The sequence below is a fragment of the Corynebacterium sp. LK33 genome, assembly GCF_014334955.1.
GTDB classification, from domain to species: Bacteria; Actinomycetota; Actinomycetes; order Mycobacteriales; family Mycobacteriaceae; genus Corynebacterium; species Corynebacterium jeikeium_D.
In genome coordinates this window covers 1-2,300 of record NZ_PDGU01000013.1, presented here as the reverse complement: position 1 = coordinate 2,300, position 2,300 = coordinate 1, and the positions used below count along the sequence as shown (strand labels likewise).

The 2,300-nt window shown below is 53.5% G+C and carries 1 protein-coding gene; it reads right to left on the bottom strand.

From position 1 onward, the window contains the following. Window positions 1-465 precede the first annotated feature (465 nt). Window positions 466-1,914, bottom strand: a complete 1,449-nt coding sequence (locus CRD20_RS04955) for a nucleobase:cation symporter-2 family protein (RefSeq protein ID WP_187404969.1) — start codon at window positions 1,912-1,914, stop codon at window positions 466-468. Between the last annotated feature and the right edge of the window lie 386 nt (window positions 1,915-2,300).

The following is a 2,300-nucleotide window of genomic DNA, read 5'->3' as shown; positions in this document are numbered from 1 at the left end:
GCCCACTTTTGTACCTACGGGTAAACAACATTTAATCGACAAATGTCGTAGCTTATATCTCGGGGTAGCTACCGATTTGGCTTAATTGCGGGTACTTAGAAGGGTCCGATGCGCAGTACACCGGTCGGAGGCTCCTCGAATTCTGGCACTGAGCTTGTTGGCATGTCCGATTCAGTTATTGCACTTCTGTGATTACCACCGCCACTCATCCCGACATGCAGATACCGCGCTTCAATGGGGCTTTATTGCCAAGCTGTCCAAATAGGGATCCATACGCTTATTTGGAATTCGTCCTGATTCTTAAGCCCTACCTACGAGACAACGCGGCGCCGTCCTCGATCGCGCCAAAAGGAAATCCCGTATGGGCGAGGTATTTCCTGCGCCCATACGGGAATGTGTTGTATTTAGTCACGCCAGCGCGGTCTGGGATTGAGCTATCGAGCCGCGCTGATCAAAGTACCGAAGTTAGCTATTGCTGCTCGGCTTAGCTGGTGGGACGTCGCCGTAGCCGTCGTGGTCCTTATCTTCAGAGTTGATACCTCCGCGGAAGGTGTCGTGAGCGCTCGGAGTAACTGTGTGCGGTGCACGGTCGGCGGTGTTGAACAAAAGGTTCAAGATGATTGCTGCGACGGAACCTACGCAGATTCCTGAGGCCATAAACGTTTGTGCCCACGCCGGCAGTCCGGAGAATAGTTCGGGCGATACAGCAGGAAGCAATGCCAGTGCCAACGGAATCCCAACTACGATCACGTTGGATTCAGTGAACTTAACCTTGGATAGGGTGCGGACGCCGGATGCTGCGACCATGCCGAACAAGGCGATACCGGCACCTCCCAAAACTGGAGCTGGGATAGCAGCAACGAGAGCGGCCGTCTTTGGAATCAGGCCCAGAATCAGCAGCATTCCGCCTGCAGCTGCGGTAACCCACCGGGATCGTACGCCCGTGATGGACAGGACGCCGATGTTCTGGGCAAACGCCGTGTATTGGAAGGTATTGAAAATACCGCCGATCACGGTCGCAGCACCGTCGGCACGCAGTGTGTCGGCAATACGGCGATTATCAATCTCGGTCTCGGTAATCTCACCGATCGCAAGCACATCTCCAGTCGCCTCGACCATAGTCACAAGCGAAACAATGCACATGGCAAATACAGCCGAGAAGACAAACTCAGGCATGCCGAAGTAGAACGGATGTGTCAACCCAAAGATTGGTGAGTCCTTAGTCCCAGACCAATCCACCATTCCCAATGGAATGCACAGCAGCAACCCAGAAATCATGCCCACTAGAACGGCGATTCGGGCGAGCCATTCCGGTGCCCAACGCTCAATACTGAGAATCAAGACCAACACAAACACAGCTACTGCCAAGTTTTGGGGCGTGCCGAAATCAGGAGTGTCCTTGACTTCAGCACCGCCACCAACCCAGTCAGCTGCGACTGGCATAAGCGTCGTACCGATAATCAATAGCACCGTGCCGGTGACCAACGGCGGAAATAGACGTAGAAGCGATGCAAAAAGCGGTGCAAAGAGCATCATGAAAATGCCCGATGCAATCACCGAACCGTAGATTGCGGGCACGCCGTATTGCGATCCGATAGTGACCATCGGAATGGCGGCAGAGAAGGTACAGCCCTGAATCAGTGGTAACCGCACACCAAATCGCCAAATACCCACCGACTGCACGATGGTGGCGATGCCGGCAACAAACAGGTCCGCGGCAATTAGGTGCGGAATATCGGATGGGGACATACGCCCGGCATCCACAAGTGCCCAGCCCACGAAAAGCGGGACTGCCACCGCGCCTGCATACGCGGCGAGCACATGTTGAAAGCCGAGTACAAGCAATTTCACATGGCCCGGATACTCATCGACCGGATGGACCGGCCGGGCATCGGTCTTCGTTGATGTAGTCACAGTTCGACTTTAGTTCCCTAGTCCAGCTTTTCCTCACTGGAGCTTTCTATTGGGGTGGTTTCGCTCCATCTCGCTTTACGACGAAGGCCTCGAGACTTGTCACTTTGCTGAGATAACTCGTGAGTGTGCGTAAGAAGCCGGTGAACGAACGCATTGCCGAACAGCTTTAAGTGAAACTCTAGGGTTATGGTCTTCTATTAGCTCGAAAGTACCCAAGAAAGTCATTGTGACCTGCGGGTTCGCTTTATGTGTGAAGTGTGTGTAATGTATCCGGGGTCAGCGCGACAGGGCGATATAATCGCTTGTTGTGGTGATGTGGGGGAGAGTTTACTTTGTATTCACGGTCGGTTTGACTTGTGTTTGCAGTGAAGGTAGAGTCTTCTTCT